The organism is Pseudomonas sp. B1-22 (assembly GCF_050474425.1).
Lineage (GTDB): Bacteria > Pseudomonadota > Gammaproteobacteria > Pseudomonadales > Pseudomonadaceae > Pseudomonas.
Genome location: NZ_JBCHVH010000002.1, coordinates 107,957 through 123,696, shown reverse-complemented (window position 1 = coordinate 123,696; position 15,740 = coordinate 107,957). Strand labels below are relative to the sequence as shown.

Here is a 15,740-nt window from a genome sequence, read left to right as displayed (position 1 = left end):
ACTTTGAAGCTCAAGGCTTTCTGCTGGGCGCTCGCCAGCATCTTTTCCACCGGGGCCGTGGCGCAGACCTATGTGGTCGGCGTCGAGAACCTGCCGTTCGCACCGCACTACGTGACGGACGAGCAGGGGCGCTACCAGGGATTCTCCCGCGACCTGCTTGACCTCTTCGCCACCTCCAGTGGCATCACCCTGGAATACCGCCCGATGCCCGTGGACGCGCTGCTGCCGGCGCTGCTCAAGGGCGAGGTCGATCTCAAGTACCCGGACAATCCCAATTGGGCGCCGGAGCAGAAGGCCGGCAAATCGCTGCGGTACAGCCAGCCGGTGGCCCAGTACGTCGACGGTGTGCTGGTGGCGCCGGATCGAGTCGGGCAGGGCGTTGGCGCGCTGAAGCGCCTCGCGCTGGTGGAAGGATGGACTCCGCGCGGTTACGAGCAGCAGGTGCAGTCCGGGCAGGTCAGCATCGCGCCCAGCGCCGACCTGCGCCAGATGATCCACACCGCGCTGAAGAAGCAGGCAGATGGCGCCTACTTCAACGTGGTGGTCGCCACCTACTACCTGGACAACATCCGTGCGCGCCCCGGTGCGTTGGTCTTCGATCCGTCGCTGCCGCACACGCGCAGCACCTTCCAGCTCTCCACGGTGAAGCACGGCGAGCTGATCGATCGCTTCGATCGCTTCCTCGTCGAGCACGCCAAGGAAGTCGCCGCACTCAAGGCCAAATATGGCGTCGAGGCGAATCTGGACTCCGAGCATCTGGGTGTCGAGCAGTGGAAGGTGGACTTCCTCGAACGGCAGAAAGCAAAACAGAAGGCGCCGGCCTCGCCCTGAGCCGTCATCTTCCCTAGAATCGCCGCTGCCGTTCGCGCGCCAGCCGTAGGGAGGATGAAGTGCGCCGCGCTTTGTTCATCTGCAGCCGCAATCGCCTGCGCAGCCTCGCCGCTGAAACCGTCTTTGCCAACGGACCGGAGGGGGGGCGCCTGCCTCAACACAGGATCGGTCCCTTCCTGCAGCGGGAGGAGGCATGAGCGAGATTCGCATTCCGCTGCGCGAGGGCATGCTGATCTGTCCCGGTTTCCGTATCCAGGCGCAGCCCGAACCTTCCCTGGCAATCGACGGCGACCTGCTCTGGGCGCTGGAGCAGCCACTGTGGTGCGGCCTGGCTGTGGAACTTGAAGAGCGCGACGGCGCCTGGTGGGTCACACCGCTGCCGCTGGAGCGGCAGGCCGGCTTCGATCCGCAGCGCGTGATCGGCTGGCGCGACGAGCCGGTGCGCGTCGAGCAACCCGAAGGCATCGAGGATGCCGAGGGCGCGATCCACTGGTGGCGCGGCGGCGTTGCCGATGTGCGCGGGCGTATCAGTCATCATCCCTGGGGGCGGCTGCTGCGTGTGGAAGGCGGAGGCTTCGGGGCGGAGCATATTCTCTTTCCCCGCGATCACGCTTGCGTCTACCTGGGGCATCTAAACGCCGACTGGCGCACATTACGCTTCGAACTCTTTTCCTGACCTAGCATCTTAATAGTTAGCGGCCCAGCGGTTGGCGCCGACATGGCGAGAGCGTTGCGGCTTGCCGGCTTTTGCGCCGGGCAGCAGCACCTCGTGCCTTACGTGCAAGTAGTCAGAGATGAGGAAACCCAGAATGACCATAACAAAGCGGGTGAAGAGCCTGGCAGCCATGCTGGTGCTGGCGCAGTTGGGCGTGGTGGCGGAGGTGCCACTGGCGCAGGCGAGCATGGTCGCCACCGGTGAGGTGCTGCAGGCTCAGCAACAACAGGTCGACCGTGAACAATTGCTGAAGATGCTCGATGACCAGGGCGTGCAGAAAAAACTGCAGTCCATGGGCGTTGAGCGCAGCAAGGTCGAGCAACGCATCAAAAGCCTCTCCAATGAGGAGTTGGCGCAATTCAACCAGCAGCTGGACCAGGCCCCCGCCGGCGGCATCATCGGCATCATCCTGCTGTTCCTGCTGATCTTCGTTATCACTGACATGCTCTGCATTACCCACATCTTCACCTTCGTCAGGTGCCAGCGTTGAGTCGCTGGGCCATGGCTGCCGCGTTGGCGGTGGCCGTGGCGCTGGGTGGCTGCGCGCAGGCACCGAAATTGCCGTCCTCCGTCGAGACGCTCCCCGAGCTGGTGGAATTGCGCGACGTGCAGTTCTTCCCGCAGCAGGAGTTCCAGTGCGGCCCCGCCGCACTGGCGACCATGCTCAACCAGCGCGGTGTGCGGGTTACGCCGCGGCAGCTGAAGGATCGTGTGTTCCTCCCGGAGCGCCAGGGCAGCTTGCAGGTGGAGCTGGTCGCGGCGGCGCGGGAGAAGGGCATGCTGGTGTATCCGCTGCGGCCGCGTCTTGAAGATGTGCTGAGCGAAGTGGCGGCGGGCAATCCGGTGCTGATCCTGCAGAACCAGGGCCTGGACTGGTTGCCGGTGTGGCATTTCGCAGTGGTGGTCGGTTTCGACCGGCAGCGCCACGAACTGATCCTGCGTTCGGGGATCACCGAACGGATGGTGATCGACTTCACCGCCTTCGATGTCACCTGGGCTCGCAGCAAGCGTTGGGCGGTGCTGACCTTGCCGGCGGATCGCCTGCCGGCCACGGCGCAGCCCACTGCCTGGCTGCGCGCTGCGCATGATCTGGAGGAGACCGGCCAGCCGGCCCTGGCAGAGCAGGCGTATCGCAAGGCCACGCAAGCCTGGCCGCAGGATGCGCTGGGCTGGTTCGCCCTGGCCAATGCGCAGTACGCGGGTGGTCACCTGGCCGAGGCGGAGTCGGCCTTGCGGCAGAGCGTGGGCGCACGCCCCGATTTCGCCGCGGGCTGGTACAACCTGGGCAACGTGATGGGCGAGCGCGGCTGTCCGCAGCAGGCGCGGGAGGCGGGTAGCTGTGCGGCCCGTCTGGCGCCGGCGGATTCGCGTTTTTCGGTGGCGCCTGCTGGGACGGCAAATCCCTCGGCGCGCTGCGAGTCGCTTCCGGCGTGTCCGGGGAGCTGATTCGTTCTCCCGAAAAAGAAAACGGCGCCGTAAGGCGCCGTTTTTCTTTAAGCGGAGCGTCAGACGCCCAGCTTGTCGCGCATGGTGTAGTACCAGGCACCGATCGCGGAGAACGGAACCTGGAACATGCGGCCGCCCGGGAAGGGATAGTGCGGCAGGGTGGCGAAGGCGTCGAAACGCTCGGCCTGGCCACGCAGGACCTCGGCCAGCACCTTGCCCGCCAGGTGGGTGTAGGTGACGCCGTGGCCGGAGCAGCCCTGGGAGTAGTAGATGTTGTCGCCGATACGGCCAACCTGCGGCAGACGCGACAGGGTCAGCAGGAAGTTGCCGGTCCAGGCGAAGTCGATCTTCACGTTCTTCAGCTGCGGGAACACTTTCAGCATCTTCGGACGGATGATCGCCTCGATGTTCGACGGATCGCGCGCACCGTAGACCACGCCACCGCCGAAGATCAGGCGGTTGTCGCTGGTGAGGCGGTAGTAGTCGAGCAGGTAGTTGCAGTCCTCGACGCAGTAGTCCTGGGGCAGCAGGGACTTGGCCAGGTCGGCGCTCAGCGGCTCGGTGGTGATCACCTGGGTGCCGCAGGGCATGGACTTGGAAGCCAGTTCCGGTACCAGGCCGCCGAGGTAGGCGTTGCCGGCAACCACCACGAACTTGGCCTTCACGCGGCCTTTCGGGGTGTGCACGACCGGGTTGGCGCCACGGTCGATCTTCACGGCAGGGGACTGCTCGTGAATCACGCCGCCCAAGGATTCCACGGCCGCGGCTTCGCCCAGGGCGAGGTTCAGCGGGTGGATGTGGCCGCCGCTCATGTCGAGCATGCCGCCAACGTAGCTGTCGGTGCCCACGACTTCACGGATGCGCTTGGCGTCCATCAGTTCCAGCTGGGTGTGGCCGAAGCGCTCCCACAGCTTCTTCTGGGACTCCAGGTGGCCCATCTGCTTGGCGCTGAGGGCCGCGAACACGCCGCCGTCCTTCAGGTCGCACTGGATGTTGTACTTGGCGATGCGTTCGCGAATGATGCGGCCGCCTTCGAAGGCCATCTGGCCCAGCAGTTGAGCCTGCTTGGCGCCGACGCTGCGTTCGATGACGTCGATGTCGCGGCTGTAGCTGTTGACGATCTGGCCGCCGTTACGGCCCGATGCGCCGAAGCCGACCTTGGCGGCCTCCAGTACGGTGACCTTGAAGCCGTTTTCCAGCAGGAACAGCGCGGTGGACAGGCCGGTGTAGCCTGCACCGATTACGCAGACATCGGTTTCCACCTCGCCCTGCAGTTCAGGACGGGCCGGGACCGGGTTGGCCGAGGCTGCGTAATAGGAAGAGGGATAGGGAGTGTGCGGCATAATGCACCTGTGTTTGTTATTTTTTACGAGATGTGCGGATGCTACCTGAGTCGAATCGGGCCGGCTAGTGCCCGTGCAAAATAATTTACGGACGGTCGAACATAAAAAAATTCACTTTTTCAGTAAGTTAGCGAAAAAAGTGCTTGACGCTCCAAAACGATCGCGTAGAATGCGCCCCACACGACAGGCACATAGCTCAGTTGGTTAGAGCACCACCTTGACATGGTGGGGGTCGTTGGTTCGAGTCCAATTGTGCCTACCAAATCGAAGCCGTCTACGACGGTACTTAAAGGGCGATCCGAAAGGGTCGCCCTTTTTGTTTTGGGCAAATTTTGGGAATACTTTGGGAAAACGCCCACCGGCCTACAGCTTCAGGTCGGCTCCCACCCTCTGGTATAGCACCTCGGTCTTCCCGTGCCCGGCCTGGTAGTGCTCAGTCATCTTCACGTCGGCGTGGCCCATCAGCGCCTGGATGTACTCCTGCGGATAGTCCTGCTGTTCATATAGCCAGGAGCCGAGCGCGCGGAGCTCATGGAAGGTCGGCCGTTCCGCCTTCGGAATCGAGTCATAGGCCTTCGAGTCGTCCCTGGCCTTGCTGAAGGCCTTCGTCAGGTAGCCCTCGGTCACCGCGTTCCAATGCCGCTTTGCATCCAGTTGCTCGCGCTTCCGCGCGCGGGGCTGGTAGTGAATAAGGAAGGGGCACACCACGGGCGAAGCCAGACACTCTCTCACCACGCTTCGCAGTGCCTCGCCCATCACGATCTCCAGGTGAACGGGGGTGTCGTAGTTCTGCGTCTTCCCCGGCGACACCCTGATCGTGTTCTTCTCCAGGTCGACCGCCGCCTTCTCCCACTGCACGATGTCCTCCCGCCGCTGCAGGCTGACCAGCGCCAGGCGAATTGCCCGGCGCAGCCAGTCCGGCGTCCCCTCGAACGCCAGGATGGCCTCGACCCCTTCCTTTGTATGCCGCTGGCGCTTCTTCTCCTCTTCCTGCTTTACCAGGGTCAGCTCGGCGCAGTTGCGCTCGGCCAGGCCCTTGGCCACCGCGAACGCGAATATCTGCACCCACAGGCCCCGGTGCTTCGTGTAGGCGTTGTTGCTGAACTGGTCGAGGTAGCCGGCGACCTCCAGCACGTCGAGCTGTCCGAACATGCGCGCGCCAAGATCGGTCCGGTACTTCGCCAGCTTGAAGCGGATCTCCTCGAGAGTCCGGGGTGAATACGCCCTGGTCGTCAGCCACTCCTCCTCAAATCGATCGAGCACGCTGGTGACGGTCGGCGCCTGCTCGCCCGTCAATAGAGAAAGCAGCCTCCCATCGTCGGCCATCAGCGGTGCCAGCTTCGCGTTCGCGGCCTTGGCCAGCCTGATCGCGTCGGCCAGCGGCTTGTTGATGCTGGTCTTCTTGCCTGTGATCGGGTTGCGGTACTGCCAGTATTTCCCGTTCGGGTACAGGTTTTCCGGCAGCCCGCGGTTCTTGCTGTCGCGCTTACGCGGCGGTGCCATCAGCAGAGCTCCATCATCTTGGCCAGCAGCGGGTCATCCGAACCGGTGAGGGCTGCCTGCAGGTCCACGAAGTACATCCCTCCTTTAATCTCGCCCACCACTTCCCCTTCCTCAATCCATCTTTTTAACTGCTGCAGGCTCGGCTTCCCGCCGGCGTACCGCATCTTTCTATATTCGCCGGCCTCCATCAGGCGCGGCATGTTCACGGTTAGCTGTGAAATCACCTTGGCCATGGTCAATCCTCGCGCCGGCTGGCGCCGGCGTGTTCAGTGTTGGTGTGTAGTCATGCCTTCGCGGCGCGCCACGTTTTCTATTCGTTCGATTTCGTGGCGCGCATACTTTCCAGCTGCGCCACGTCGGGGTGCCGGTAGTTGAGCAGCCATGGCGGAGTCTTGATGAAGCGGTTCGCGCGCTTGATCTGGATGTGGGCGCTGATGTCCGGCTGATTCGGCCAAGCCTCGTTCCACTCATCCAGCAGGGCCGCCATCCGGCCCTGCCAGTCGTCCGGCATGGCATGCATCATCACTCGCGGCAGCACGGCGTAGGCCGAGTGAGTGAGCCCAAACCAGAGCCAAAGCCGGTCGTAGCCGCTGGCACCTGGATTTTCCTGGGCTTCGGCGTGTTGGCTGCGCACCTGCCCATCCAGCCGCTGCCAATCGTCCAGCAGTTCCAGCAAGTCGCGGCGGGGGATGAATACTGTATCGCGCTTGAATTCCGGAGCTGGGTTGCTCAAGTTCTCGCGAAGCCGACGCAGCGTGTCAGCAAAGGCCATTACTCACCTCCCTGCGCTGACAGCGCTTCAAGGCGCCGCTGGCGCTTCGCGCGGACGATCTCCGCCGTCTGGCGCCCTTCGATTTCGATTGCGCCAGCAGCAACCGCAAGAGAGCGCTTGCTCAGGCAGATGTCGAAATGGCTCTTGTCGGCGCCGGGGTACTGATGCCAGCGCCTGGCCACGCCGATCTTGTCGGCCATGGCCAGCAGCTCTTCCTCGGTGTCCGCCACCATGTGGCACATGATCAGGCGCCCATACGGCGCCCGCATGTCGTCTACGTAGACGGGCATCACTCACCTCCCTGTGCCGGCGCGGCGGCACGGTCAAAGCGCTCCAGCGCGGCCACGCCCAAGGCAAGGCCTCGTTCCAGATCCCGCCGCTCGTCCGTCGGCTTGAAACCGCTGATCCACGGCCAGAGCCTGGCGGCGTAGGTGCGATCGAACGCTTCGCGCGGGAACGCATGCAGGAGGTAAGCGACAGCAGCCTGAGCCAGCTCGCTCGGCTTGTGCTGGTCGTCGTGCTCCAGCGTCCAGCCTTCGGCCTCGATCTGCCGGAGGCGCTCGGCCTGCACGTCGAGCCAGGCCTGTGGCACCTGCCCAGCCTGCACGATATCCTTCGGCGGCATCGCCGCATCGCAGTCCGGGCACATGCCAGAGCCTTCGATGAAGCCCGCGCCATAGCTGTCCTTGGCATATACGGAGCCACAGCGGTGCGGGCACTCCACCGGCGGCTCGGGCGGCAAGGGCTCACCCCATCCCTGCACCGGAATTTCAAAACGGTTACCGGCCACGTCAACACTGGCCTGCAGTGCTGGCGCCGGGGAGGGTTGCGCCAGGGCGGCGCGGGCTGCCATCAACTGCGGGTAGAGGTGGCGCCATGCCTGGAAGGCGAAGGTGCGCTCGTAGTCGCCACCGCCAGAACGGCAGTACTGGCCGTGCTCTTCCCACCAGGTCATGAACTCGGCTTCGAACACCGCATCAGGGACATGCTCGCCATCTGCTTTGTTCCAATTGCACTGGGCAGCAGTGTGCCCTCCCGCACCGCAGAGGGTGCAGGCTTGTTGTTCGGTCATGGTTCAGCCCTCTACGGGGTATTGGATGGTGCCGGTGGCGCCCTGGCGGTTATCGATTGCAGCCTGGATCAGCTGGCGACCCAGCGCGTGGGCCTGCTCGGGATCGAGTTCGGCGCCGAGTCGGGGCAGGCCGTCGATCAACAGGTATGGCTTCCCGTCGCGGCCCTGGCGGTGCTCGACGGTCAGTTGGATGTCTTGCATGGTGCTGGCTCCTGAAGGGCAGGCCTGCAGCGCAGGCAGTCGCATTTGTCGGAGGTGCGGCCGGTGCCGCGGCAGAAGGTGGGGCGGGTCATGCTGCTGCCTTCCTGCGCGGCGCACCTCGGTACTCCGGCTCCACCTGGTGCTTGGCTGGTCGAATCACCGACGCCGTGAGACGGCTCCAGGTGGCCGCGTTGTTCGGCAGGCAGATGCCGAACTCCTTGGTGTCGTACTCGACGCGAGTGACCAGCCGCTCGACCAGGGCAAGCGGGACGGCGATGTCGGAGTTGCCGCTGTTGTAGTAGCCAAGGTGCTCGAGCACTCGCTGCTCTTCGTAGCGGCCGGCTCGCTCCAGAGTCCAGCAGTACCCGCGATCATCGGGGCGCCACAGGGTGATCGCCTTGTGCCGGCGCTTCGTGTGCTTGACGCTGATCACGATGAACTCGGTCATGCTGCGCTCCTCGCAAGGGCGCCCTGCCATTTCAGTCGGCGCTCCTCTTCCTTCCGCTTCTGTTCGGCGGCGTGTCGCTCGATTGCCCTGATCAGGGCCGGTGTACTGCGAGGGAGCTTCGGCGGCGTGCCTCCCTTCCACTGTGGCCAGCTGTCCTTCACTTCATCGAAGCCGTCCCAATCGAGGTGGGAGTCTTTGATCTCCTCCAGCGTCTGCATCTCGGCGGCAGCCCATGCGACGGCGCTGTAGTAGTCATCCCCGTCAAATCCGCCATTCCCCCAGGTCACCCAGTAGGTGCCCTTGAGGGTGTAGATATCGCCCATGGGTAGGTGGTCTTTCCGATCCTTGCGCCAATACTCGAGCTCACGGTGGCTCAGCTTCTTGCTGGCGCCGCGCGTGCGGTACTCGGAGTCCTCTCGGCCGTAGCCCTGTACATCCAGGCTGTGGCGATCGAATAACCCCAGAAGAACAACGCGCTTGCTCAGCTTCTTCAGGATGCGGGGATTCATGCTGCACTCCTTGCCGGTTCGGTGATCTGGCTGGCGGTACGCACCTGCATGCCCAGCTCGGTGGCGACGTGGTACTCCAGGCGGGCGCCCTTGGACTTATCCCAGCCCGGCAGCAGGGCGATTGCTTCGCAGGTGATCAGCTTCTGCAGGTCCAGGCGCAGGTAGTCGGCCCACTCGAAGCCGTCGATCACGCCGTGGTCGGCCGGGTTCTCGACGTGGTAGCCGAGCTGGCGCAGGCGTGTGGCCTCGGCGTGGAAGGCCGGGTAGTTGAACTCCGGCAGGCCGGTCATGGGGCCGGCGAGGTAGATGCGCTTCATGCCGGAACTCCAGGCGCTGCGGGCAGCGGCATCCAGTGCGTCACCTCGTCGCCTTCGACGGCGATCAGTGGCGAGTACCAGCCGTCGTACTCGGAGTGCTCCTTCACGTCGTGCCAGCCGGTGGAGATCAGGCAGCCGTTCTCGTCGGCATCAGGGTGTCCCTCGGTGTAGAGGGCAAACTGATTCAGGTATCGAGCGGAGAAGACGTAGGACTGGCCGTTGTGCGCCCGGCGGACGCAGACAATCACCTCCTGCTCATCGCCTTCCTTCACTTCAGGCAGGCGCTCGCTGGCGCTGATCCAGACAGGGCCGTCCTGCCGGCCCCGGGCACGGCCCATTGCGTAGGCCTCATCCTGGAGGGCGATCAGGCGATCGCTGATGTTTTCGGCCAGGCGACTGTGCAGAGCTTCGATTGCCGTCTGGTCGGCGGGATGGTTGTTTGCGGGCATGACGAATCCTTGCGCTTGCTGGCGCGGAAAAGAGTTTCTGGAAAAGGGCAATTTGTTGCGTTGGCTCGAAATGACACAGGGACTGGCGCCGTATGCGCTTCCTTTGAGATAGCCAAAGGCCTAGCGTCTCCACGGTTATTGAGGAGAGCCTCATGGATGAAAGAGAAAGACAGGAGGACGTCGTTCCGACTTGCCCGCGATGTGGTGGACACGACTTCGTTTCAGCGGAGGTCCGTCGCGATCCGGTTACCTTCGAGATAGTCCACCAGTTGCTCTGCGTGAATAAGGAATGCCAGGCGGTGCTTGGCGTGATGACGCTGGACTCGCTCCGCAGGCATGAGCCGTAGTGGCGCAATGGCATGGAGTGGGGTAGGTTCGGATGGCCCGGCATGGGGCCGGATCAAGGAGTTTTGAAAATGGAAAGCGATAACGATTTCTACAAGCGGAAGCTGGGCGTCCCGGCACAAAACAAGCTTGTCGAAACCGACTCTAAGCGGGAGCAACGTAAGGGGCAGGACGCCGACATCTACTGGTTCGATGAGATCGACCCAGAAGGCAACGTGGTTAAGCAGCACGTTTTACGAGACAGCATGTCGGTCTATCCGCCGCACACTCGTACCATCACCATAGAGTGATGATTGGCGGGGCTATGGCGAGCCCCGCGCTTCCATATACGCGGCTATGAACTGCGTTGCCGCTTCAACATTGATGGCGTTTCCATAGGCGCGCAGGCGTCCCACTCGGGCGGTAGCCCCATGAGCCAGCGGGGATGTTCCGGGCTCAACTGGCCTCCACCGTCCATCCCGGCAGAAGAGCCAGTCAGCATCTGCCCACATGCCGTTAACCGGGCCGGCTGCGGGTGCTCCCGCAGTAGCGAGACAATCTCGCTCAGTCCAATGGCACCCGGTCGTGGTGTGACATTCCCCTGCTTGACGCCATCGGTTGCCACGGGTGTTGGCCAGCCCGCCAAGTACGCCTGTCGTGGGAGCTGGTCGAGCCTCTCCGCTCCATCCCTGGTCGCCACCATGCCCGGGGTGTCCTTGTAATCGCGCGTCGTGGGTGTGACCCAGCCCGCCAAGCAGCACGCGGCCGCCAGATCCGGGCCGTGGCTGCGCATCGCTTCCACCAGCCCCCCCTCGAATGTCCTTACGCCCTTTTCTGCTAGCGCTGCCGTTGGCGTGGGCCACCCAGTATGTGCGGTCTCGGATGTGCGGCGCACCGATGCCCGCAGACGGGAACGCGACAGCCCCGAAGGCATACGCCATTCTTTCCAGGTCAGCTTGTACAAGGTCGAGCCAAGGCTCTGCGTCCTTGCTTGCAACCTGCTCACCAAGGACTTCTCCAGGGCGGCGCTGGCCGATGAGCCAACCGAAGTGGGGCCAGAGGTGGCGAGGGTCATCAAACCCAGATCCAGTGCCTGCCGAGGAGTAAGGTTGGCACGGACAGGAACCGGTCCAAACAGGTCGATCATCTGGCCAGCTGGCGCGGCGAAGGGCGAGAGACCAGCCACCGAGGCCGGCGAAGAAATGACATTGGGTGTAAGGGCGGAGGTCATCGGGGTGCACGTCCTCTATGGATCGTTCGTCGACATCGCCCGGCGCAATGTGGCCGGCGGCGATCAGGTTTCGCAGCCACTGAGCCGCGTAGGCATCGTGCTCGTTGTAGTAGGCGGCCATGGTCACGCCGCGCTACGGTTCGGCTGCGCACCGTAGGGCTCCCAGCCCATCTTCGGCGCCTTGGTCTTCTTGTCGATCAGCGGCTCTCCCTTCTCGTTGGTGAGGGTGACGCGGGCCTTGATGTGCATGTCTCGGCAATCGAGAGTCCGGCGCGCCAGGGCGATGAAGTCGTTGGCGAACTGCGGGCTATCAAACATGGGGCTGAGCTGCTTTGTCTTCACGCCCTCCATGATCTCGTCTGCGCGCTTCTCGACCGCTTCCACCCATTCGGCCATCGACATAGGGACGCTCACCTTGCGGCCGCGCTGGTCGGTGACAGTTCGGCTCGTCGAGGTCTTCTTCTTGGCGTCCGCCAGAGCGACGTCGCGGGTCATCCCGAATACGGCAAAGGTGCTCACAAGGCCTCCTCGATCACCTTGGTGATCTCGTCCATGCGTTTGTTGATGAAGGCCTGCAGATCGCGCAGCCTTGCCAGTTCTTGGTTCACGCGCCGCTTGGTTGCGTGGCGCTCATCCTCCAGATCGCTCACCTCGGACTCGGCCTGGCGGAGCTGGCCCTGCAGGTCTTCGATTTCCGAGTCGAAGTCGGTCTGCCCGGCGGCGATGCGTCGGGCAAGCTCTGCGGCTGCTTCCGGGCATACGCCGGCGTAGCCTTCCAGCTCCTGGTCGGAGCAGGCTCGAACGGGGAGTGTCATGGCTTTCTCCAGGTAGAGCGCCGCCGCGCCGCGAGTGCAGCGGATGGCATGGTGATGGGTTACGCCGCCCCCTGTTGATCCCAGGCGCCTACGGCGTCAAACACGCGCGCGGCCTGGTCTTCGTCGAGCGAGACGGCGGAGGGATGTGGCGTCAACGGTGGAATGGATTTGCGGCCAGCATTGGGCTATTGCTGATATCCAGGTTCGCGGCAAGCGAGGGCACTGACATGCACCTGATCACGGACAGGCCTGGCCCGATCAACTACGTTCACCCGAACGGCACGCAGGCGATCATTGTGTTTGAGTGGGGCGCAGTAGCGGACTCAGTGCCAGAGGAGGTGCTAATTAAGGTTTCTGGCCAGATCGTTTGCGCTGATAGCGGGCCGTGGAAAAACTTTGCCGAGGCGCGCCACCAAGCCATCGCGATGGCGACACGCTGGTGTGAGCGTCATCCCATCTGAGGAAAGCGATATGCCCCAGGATCGAGCTACCGAAGAACTGCGAGTGACCCTTACCGAGTTGGCCTTCCGGAACGAGACGTCTGCTGTCGTGCTGGAGCAGGCCGTATTGGAACTGCCTTCGGGTCTGTCTGCTGGCGTCCAGCAGGTTGTCGAACTGTTGCGGGCTGATGCCGCGAAGTTGCGCACGCTGGCGGAGCGCACTCAGGCTGGCGGGATTGCGGTGCTGCAGTGAACAGTGCGGAGAAGCAACTGCTCATGGCTCTTCGCACCACGTCCTTCAACAACGCTGGTACAGCTGATCGACTTAGCCTTCTCGCCAGAAGGTTTCCGGCGCTGACCCGCGAGCTTCGCGAGATGGCAGGCCAACTGGAGCAGGACGCCGACACCCTGGAAGTCTTCGTGAAGGAGATTCACGAGGGCCGCATTGTGCGATCTCCCTGAATCCGCGAGTGCAGCGGATGGCGTGGTGAAGGGTTATCGCTGGCGCAGGCCCTGGCGCTCGGCCTGCTGAATGCGAACACGCAGGTAGTGCACGCTGATGCCGACGCCGCTGGCGATGTGTCGCCAGAGGTATCCGCTCATGTGCAGTTCGTAGGCGAGGGCAAGCTCGGCGTTGCCGAGTCGGCCGTGGGGATCGCGGCTCATGCTTCGCTCCGGTCGAGGCGTTCGGCCTCGCGCTGGCCTTGCTCTCGAAGCTGACGCGCCACGTTTTCGGATGGTTGGAATTCGTGGCGCGGAACAGCGAGGAGGGCGGCGGAGCCTTCCGGGCCCAGGTCGTGGGCATTCATGATCAGGAGCTGCACCGCCTCGGATATCTCCTCGATGCCGTGCCAGCGCATGAGGTTGTCGAGCATGGCTCGCGTGCCGGGCCTGACCCGGTGGCGCAGTTCCACTTCCTGCAGGCGCTGGCGCTTCTCCGCGGTGGCCTTGCTGCGCTCTTTCTGGGACTTGGCCATCAGCCTTCCGCCCCTATGTCGTCCCGCTTGCGGATGGTCAGCAGCTCAGCGCGGCTCAGTGCCTGCTGATAGTCGCGGCGGAAGCTGGCGACCTTGCCGGTGGCGGTATCGATGATGTGGAAGAAGCCGCGACCGGTCGGGCGCACCTGGTAGGCCGGCTTCTCCACCACCACGGTGCGGCGCTCTTCGAAGGCGGCGCGGGCGGCGGCGGACTGGGTGAGCAGCTGGGCCAGCTGCGGTCGGGTGATCAGCTGTTGCATGGTGCGGTCCTCTGGTGTGGCTTCCTTTCGGCAGCACTCGAGCGCGCGGCTGCGCGCCGATGGGCGCCGCGGTGAGTGCTGTCGAAAGGGAGTCAGGGAAGTAGGGCGTTGGCGCTACACTGAGGGATGGATGAAGCGCGGGAGGCGAACATGGAATGTCGAGGCGACGCGAGGAAGCGGGGGCTGTCTCGGTCCATATTTGCGAGCATCAAGGTCGGCGTGTTGTTCGCTTTGATTGGCCCGTTCATAGGCAGCTGCCTGTTTGTTTGGAGCGTCGTGTTCGCTAGCGAACTTGTTCCTGGAGGCCGCGTTAACCTATCCGTTACGGGACTTCTTATAGGTCCGTTGGTCGCTGCTCCAATGGCTTACTACATTGGTGGACCATCGACGTTCGTGACCGGGCTTCTGTACTCGATTTGCCTTCGATGGTATTACCAGGACGATCCGCCGCCTCTGGCATATCGATTCTTGATAGGGGCTCTGTTAGGGCTTATCGCAACTGTTGGTGTCTTGGCGCTGCGTATGACCCCGTCAGTGAGCATCGCTGTGATTGGATCGCTCGCTGGCGGAGTTACCGCCGTATTGTTGCGGGGCCTTTCAGCTGAATAGTGCTTAGTGAAAGGCCCGCCCCGGCAGGCCTTTCTTGCTCACAACGGTACCGCCGTATGTGAGCGTTTCGCGGCTCGCCCAGCATGTGGCTGGGCTACCAAGGGCTGTCGGTTACATGGCTGCATCCTCCCTCAGTGTTAAAGTTCCCGGTCGAGTGGGGTGAAGGTGAACAGCTGCTGAGAGCAGGGTTGTATTGATTACTGCCAGTTGAACCTGCGGCTTAGGCTTGCTACAAAGCCCGCCCTATCTCGCTACATGGAACGTAGAGTTATGCTGAACAAGTCTTGGGTATTGATCGCCGCTTTTGTTGCCCTGGTTGGATGCAAGGCAGATGCTGAAGAAGGGGATAAGTACACCGTCTCAGACGAGCACTGCACTCCCGACTACTGGAAGACCCTGCCGGACGACAAGGCCCGTGAGAGCCTGGTAGAGAAGTGCATGACTCGCGGTTCTTATAAGCAGTCCGAGCCGAAGACCTGGTAAGCGGCGCGGTTTGCCTTTGGCCTACCTGATCGGGAAGGCCACCTCTCACTCCAGACCATCCATTCTCCAAGGCGCTCCAGCGCTGCTCATCCCAAAGCGCCCTCTGGGGAAGGCGCTTCAGTGATGCTTTACGTCGGCGCCACGACTGGCGGCGCCGACCATCACACCTGCATGCCCGGGTCATTCACGCGGTTCGGCTTTCGCCTCGCCCCACCCTGCAGCTCCTCAGTTCGCTTACGGATGGGTGCGCCGGTCGCCGGTAGCGGCAGGTGCTGTCTTCGGTGCGTTGTTAAAGAGCGGGCGGCTCGGTGGCCTGGCGCCGGTGTGCTGGCGCAGTGCAAATATGTACCAATGGTTCATATTCGGCAAGAACCGAAAGTACATATTTTCTGAGCATTCTGCTAAGTTATTGATTAATTGAGGTTTTATTTTTTACGAACCAGCGGTTCTTGAAGGTGACGCAGCGTCGAAGTACTGTATATGCGTACAGTAAAAGCAAGGAGCTATGGCAATGACGAAGCAAGCGGTCTCGGCATCCAAGGGAAGCGGCATCCACGCGCTGGATCGTCTACGGCTAAGGGTGGCGGCGATGGTTGGTAGCCCGAAGGCACAGGCAGACCGCCGGGCGACGATCTGGCGGCTGGACAGCGATACGGATCAGGCGTGGAACCAGGTGCTGGAGGAGTTGGCGGAGACTGACGGCCTGGAGATGACCAGGAACGAGGACGGTACGGTGCTGCTGCAATGGCAGCCAGGCGAGGAGGAGGGCGAGGGCGCCCAGGGAGAAGGTGAGGAGCTACCGGCCGACTTCAAGGTGCAGTACCTGCACGATCAGCCGGCACCTTTCTAAAACCGTTTGTGGCTTCGCTCTGGCTCATGCATCGTCATACCACCTCACCAGCGGGAGACGCTTATGGCAGGGCCAGACATCTACCGAGAAAACGGCTACAAGATCATGCAGAACGAAAAGGGCTGGGTGGTCTTCAGTGATGAGG

27 protein-coding genes and 1 tRNA gene are annotated in these 15,740 nt (G+C 63.0%); 11 read left to right on the top strand and 17 right to left on the bottom strand.

The annotated features are described in order from the left end of the window. Window positions 1-3 precede the first annotated feature (3 nt). From ACQ5BL_RS07420 to ACQ5BL_RS07405, 4 genes are all read left to right on the top strand, one after another. A complete protein-coding gene (locus ACQ5BL_RS07420) occupies window positions 4-831 on the top strand; it encodes a substrate-binding periplasmic protein (RefSeq protein WP_243808466.1) in 828 nt (275 codons plus the stop codon). Window positions 832-1,024: 193 nt separating this feature from the next. After that, window positions 1,025-1,507, top strand: a complete 483-nt coding sequence (locus tag ACQ5BL_RS07415; protein ID WP_243808467.1) for a hypothetical protein — start codon at window positions 1,025-1,027, stop codon at window positions 1,505-1,507. Between the two features lie 169 nt (window positions 1,508-1,676). Beyond that, entirely contained in the window at window positions 1,677-2,036 is a 360-nt protein-coding gene (locus ACQ5BL_RS07410) for a PA2779 family protein (protein ID WP_370601658.1), read from the top strand. Window positions 2,037-2,047: 11 nt separating this feature from the next. After that, window positions 2,048-2,992: a PA2778 family cysteine peptidase gene (locus tag ACQ5BL_RS07405; protein ID WP_243808585.1), complete on the top strand. Its 945-nt coding sequence runs from the start codon at window positions 2,048-2,050 to the stop codon at window positions 2,990-2,992. A 59-nt stretch (window positions 2,993-3,051) separates the two neighbouring features. Here ACQ5BL_RS07405 and ACQ5BL_RS07400 read toward each other — a convergent pair whose 3' ends face one another. Then, on the bottom strand, window positions 3,052-4,335 hold the full coding sequence (locus ACQ5BL_RS07400) for an NAD(P)/FAD-dependent oxidoreductase (RefSeq protein ID WP_243808468.1): 1,284 nt from the start codon (window positions 4,333-4,335) through the stop codon (window positions 3,052-3,054). Between the two features lie 185 nt (window positions 4,336-4,520). Between ACQ5BL_RS07400 and ACQ5BL_RS07395 the strand changes: the two genes are divergently transcribed. Further along, a tRNA-Val gene (locus ACQ5BL_RS07395) sits at window positions 4,521-4,597 on the top strand. Window positions 4,598-4,698: 101 nt separating this feature from the next. Here the strand turns inward: ACQ5BL_RS07395 and ACQ5BL_RS07390 are convergent. The 10 genes from ACQ5BL_RS07390 to ACQ5BL_RS07345 all read right to left on the bottom strand — a co-directional run bounded on the left by ACQ5BL_RS07390 (window position 4,699) and on the right by ACQ5BL_RS07345 (window position 9,606). Further along, on the bottom strand, window positions 4,699-5,838 hold the full coding sequence (locus ACQ5BL_RS07390; RefSeq protein WP_430293051.1) for a tyrosine-type recombinase/integrase: 1,140 nt from the start codon (window positions 5,836-5,838) through the stop codon (window positions 4,699-4,701). Continuing rightward, a complete protein-coding gene (locus tag ACQ5BL_RS07385) occupies window positions 5,838-6,071 on the bottom strand; it encodes a hypothetical protein (protein WP_430293049.1) in 234 nt (77 codons plus the stop codon). Before ACQ5BL_RS07385 ends, ACQ5BL_RS07390 begins: the two co-directional genes overlap by 1 nt. A 77-nt stretch (window positions 6,072-6,148) precedes the next feature. Beyond that, a complete protein-coding gene (locus tag ACQ5BL_RS07380) occupies window positions 6,149-6,610 on the bottom strand; it encodes a hypothetical protein (protein ID WP_430293048.1) in 462 nt (153 codons plus the stop codon). After that, window positions 6,610-6,900: a DUF4031 domain-containing protein gene (locus ACQ5BL_RS07375; protein ID WP_430293046.1), complete on the bottom strand. Its 291-nt coding sequence runs from the start codon at window positions 6,898-6,900 to the stop codon at window positions 6,610-6,612. Before ACQ5BL_RS07375 ends, ACQ5BL_RS07380 begins: the two co-directional genes overlap by 1 nt. Continuing rightward, complete coding sequence (locus ACQ5BL_RS07370) at window positions 6,900-7,682, bottom strand: hypothetical protein (RefSeq protein ID WP_430293044.1); 783 nt, start codon at window positions 7,680-7,682, stop codon at window positions 6,900-6,902. Before ACQ5BL_RS07370 ends, ACQ5BL_RS07375 begins: the two co-directional genes overlap by 1 nt. Before the next feature lie 3 nt (window positions 7,683-7,685). After that, window positions 7,686-7,883: a hypothetical protein gene (locus ACQ5BL_RS07365; protein WP_430293043.1), complete on the bottom strand. Its 198-nt coding sequence runs from the start codon at window positions 7,881-7,883 to the stop codon at window positions 7,686-7,688. An 88-nt stretch (window positions 7,884-7,971) separates the two neighbouring features. After that, window positions 7,972-8,331, bottom strand: coding sequence for a hypothetical protein (locus ACQ5BL_RS07360; RefSeq protein WP_430293041.1), 360 nt, complete (start codon window positions 8,329-8,331; stop codon window positions 7,972-7,974). Then, a complete protein-coding gene (locus ACQ5BL_RS07355; protein ID WP_430293039.1) occupies window positions 8,328-8,840 on the bottom strand; it encodes a hypothetical protein in 513 nt (170 codons plus the stop codon). Before ACQ5BL_RS07355 ends, ACQ5BL_RS07360 begins: the two co-directional genes overlap by 4 nt. Then, a complete protein-coding gene (locus tag ACQ5BL_RS07350) occupies window positions 8,837-9,157 on the bottom strand; it encodes a DUF4406 domain-containing protein (RefSeq protein WP_430293037.1) in 321 nt (106 codons plus the stop codon). The genes ACQ5BL_RS07355 and ACQ5BL_RS07350 overlap by 4 nt, the downstream gene beginning before the upstream one ends. Next, on the bottom strand, window positions 9,154-9,606 hold the full coding sequence (locus ACQ5BL_RS07345; protein WP_430293036.1) for a DUF551 domain-containing protein: 453 nt from the start codon (window positions 9,604-9,606) through the stop codon (window positions 9,154-9,156). The genes ACQ5BL_RS07350 and ACQ5BL_RS07345 overlap by 4 nt, the downstream gene beginning before the upstream one ends. Before the next feature lie 416 nt (window positions 9,607-10,022). Here ACQ5BL_RS07345 and ACQ5BL_RS07340 point away from each other — a divergent pair, with 416 nt between their 5' ends. Next, window positions 10,023-10,241: a hypothetical protein gene (locus ACQ5BL_RS07340; RefSeq protein ID WP_430293034.1), complete on the top strand. Its 219-nt coding sequence runs from the start codon at window positions 10,023-10,025 to the stop codon at window positions 10,239-10,241. A gap of 12 nt (window positions 10,242-10,253) precedes the next feature. Here the strand turns inward: ACQ5BL_RS07340 and ACQ5BL_RS07335 are convergent, their stop codons facing one another. Genes ACQ5BL_RS07335 through ACQ5BL_RS07325 form a run of 3 tightly spaced genes read right to left on the bottom strand, consistent with a single transcriptional unit; the run spans window position 10,254 to window position 11,976 of the window. Next, the gene (locus tag ACQ5BL_RS07335; protein ID WP_430293033.1) at window positions 10,254-11,282 is read right to left on the bottom strand and encodes a DNA cytosine methyltransferase; all 1,029 of its coding nucleotides are present in this window, start codon (window positions 11,280-11,282) and stop codon (window positions 10,254-10,256) included. A gap of 2 nt (window positions 11,283-11,284) precedes the next feature. Beyond that, the gene (locus ACQ5BL_RS07330; protein ID WP_430293031.1) at window positions 11,285-11,680 is read right to left on the bottom strand and encodes a hypothetical protein; all 396 of its coding nucleotides are present in this window, start codon (window positions 11,678-11,680) and stop codon (window positions 11,285-11,287) included. Beyond that, entirely contained in the window at window positions 11,677-11,976 is a 300-nt protein-coding gene (locus tag ACQ5BL_RS07325; protein ID WP_430293029.1) for a hypothetical protein, read from the bottom strand. Before ACQ5BL_RS07325 ends, ACQ5BL_RS07330 begins: the two co-directional genes overlap by 4 nt. Before the next feature lie 227 nt (window positions 11,977-12,203). On the opposite strand from ACQ5BL_RS07325, the gene ACQ5BL_RS07320 reads away from it, so the two are divergent. The 3 genes from ACQ5BL_RS07320 to ACQ5BL_RS07310 are packed head-to-tail and all read left to right on the top strand — an operon-like array spanning window position 12,204 to window position 12,878. Continuing rightward, entirely contained in the window at window positions 12,204-12,437 is a 234-nt protein-coding gene (locus ACQ5BL_RS07320) for a hypothetical protein (protein ID WP_430293027.1), read from the top strand. Window positions 12,438-12,447: 10 nt separating this feature from the next. Beyond that, on the top strand, window positions 12,448-12,669 hold the full coding sequence (locus tag ACQ5BL_RS07315; RefSeq protein WP_430293025.1) for a hypothetical protein: 222 nt from the start codon (window positions 12,448-12,450) through the stop codon (window positions 12,667-12,669). A 23-nt stretch (window positions 12,670-12,692) separates the two neighbouring features. Next, window positions 12,693-12,878 (top strand): hypothetical protein, encoded by a 186-nt coding sequence (locus ACQ5BL_RS07310; RefSeq protein WP_430293023.1) that lies wholly within the window; start codon window positions 12,693-12,695, stop codon window positions 12,876-12,878. Window positions 12,879-12,911: 33 nt separating this feature from the next. On the opposite strand, the gene ACQ5BL_RS07305 is transcribed toward ACQ5BL_RS07310, so the two are convergent. The 3 genes from ACQ5BL_RS07305 to ACQ5BL_RS07295 are packed head-to-tail and all read right to left on the bottom strand — an operon-like array spanning window position 12,912 to window position 13,653. Next, window positions 12,912-13,082, bottom strand: coding sequence for a hypothetical protein (locus tag ACQ5BL_RS07305; protein ID WP_430293022.1), 171 nt, complete (start codon window positions 13,080-13,082; stop codon window positions 12,912-12,914). Next, window positions 13,079-13,393, bottom strand: coding sequence for a hypothetical protein (locus tag ACQ5BL_RS07300; protein ID WP_430293021.1), 315 nt, complete (start codon window positions 13,391-13,393; stop codon window positions 13,079-13,081). Before ACQ5BL_RS07300 ends, ACQ5BL_RS07305 begins: the two co-directional genes overlap by 4 nt. After that, a complete protein-coding gene (locus ACQ5BL_RS07295) occupies window positions 13,393-13,653 on the bottom strand; it encodes a hypothetical protein (RefSeq protein ID WP_430293019.1) in 261 nt (86 codons plus the stop codon). The genes ACQ5BL_RS07300 and ACQ5BL_RS07295 overlap by 1 nt, the downstream gene beginning before the upstream one ends. A gap of 879 nt (window positions 13,654-14,532) precedes the next feature. Here ACQ5BL_RS07295 and trbK point away from each other — a divergent pair. Both trbK and ACQ5BL_RS07285 read left to right on the top strand, forming a co-directional pair. Continuing rightward, window positions 14,533-14,745 (top strand): entry exclusion lipoprotein TrbK, encoded by a 213-nt coding sequence (gene trbK / locus ACQ5BL_RS07290; RefSeq protein ID WP_430293017.1) that lies wholly within the window; start codon window positions 14,533-14,535, stop codon window positions 14,743-14,745. Between the two features lie 511 nt (window positions 14,746-15,256). Then, window positions 15,257-15,595, top strand: coding sequence for a DUF1654 domain-containing protein (locus tag ACQ5BL_RS07285; RefSeq protein WP_430293015.1), 339 nt, complete (start codon window positions 15,257-15,259; stop codon window positions 15,593-15,595). Window positions 15,596-15,740 lie beyond the last annotated feature (145 nt).